The sequence below is a fragment of the Salipiger sp. HF18 genome, from assembly GCF_011806505.1.
Lineage (GTDB): Bacteria > Pseudomonadota > Alphaproteobacteria > Rhodobacterales > Rhodobacteraceae > Salipiger > Salipiger thiooxidans.
In genome coordinates, this window is the sequence record NZ_JAATOS010000871.1 from 1 (window position 1) to 908 (window position 908).

At 69.4% G+C, this 908-nt stretch carries 1 protein-coding gene; it reads left to right on the forward strand.

Annotation, left to right across the window (positions count from 1 at the left end; genetic code table 11):
* A partial coding sequence (locus tag HC022_RS27650) for an efflux RND transporter permease subunit (protein ID WP_175583764.1) occupies window positions 1-908 on the forward strand: 908 nt, incomplete at both ends.

The window sequence follows — 908 nt, forward strand, 5'->3', positions numbered from 1 at the left end:
CGGCCCGGCGGGCTGGTTCAACAAGGGCTTCGACAAGACCACCGACGGCTATGCCGGCACCGTGGGCTGGCTGATCCGCCGCCCCTTCCGCGTGCTCATCCTCTACGCGGCGCTCGGCTACGGCATGGTGTTCCTGTTCAACAACACCCCCACCGGCTTCCTGCCGGACGAGGACCAGGGCATCCTTTTGACTCTGGTGCAGGCGCCGACCGGCGCCACCGCCGAGCGCACGCTCGAGGTGGTGAAGCAGGTCGAGAACCACTTCTCGACCAACGAGCAGGACAGCGTCGATTCGGTGTTCGGCGTGGTCGGCTTCTCCTTCGCGGGCCAGGGCCAGAACATGGGCCTCGCCTTCGTGCGGATGAAGGACTGGGACGAACGCCCCTCGCCCGCGCAGAGCGTGCAGGCGGTGGCGGGCCGTGCCTTCCCGGCCTTCATGGGCATCCAGGACGCCATGGTCTTCCCGATCGTGCCGCCCTCGGTGATCGAACTCGGCAACGTCTCGGGCTTCGACTTCTACCTGCAGGCGCAGGCCGGGCAGACCCATGAGCAACTGCTGGAAGCCCGCAACCAGCTGCTGGGCATGGCCGCGCAGAGCCCGATCCTCGGCTCCGTCCGTCCCAACGGGCTCGAGGACGCGTCGCAGTTCAACCTCGACATCGACTGGCGGGCCGCCGGCGCGATCGGGGTGTCCCCCACCAACGTCGGCAACCTGCTGTCGGTGGCCTGGGCCGGTTCCTACGTCAACGACTTCAACGACAACGGCCGGATCAAGCGCGTCTACGTGCAGGGCTCGCCGGAAAGCCGTGCGACGCCGTCGGACCTGCAGAAGTGGCGGGGGCGGGAGGCGCACGGGGGGGGCGCGCCCCCCGCCCACCTCCCCCCCCAAAAGAGGACCCCCCCCCCCC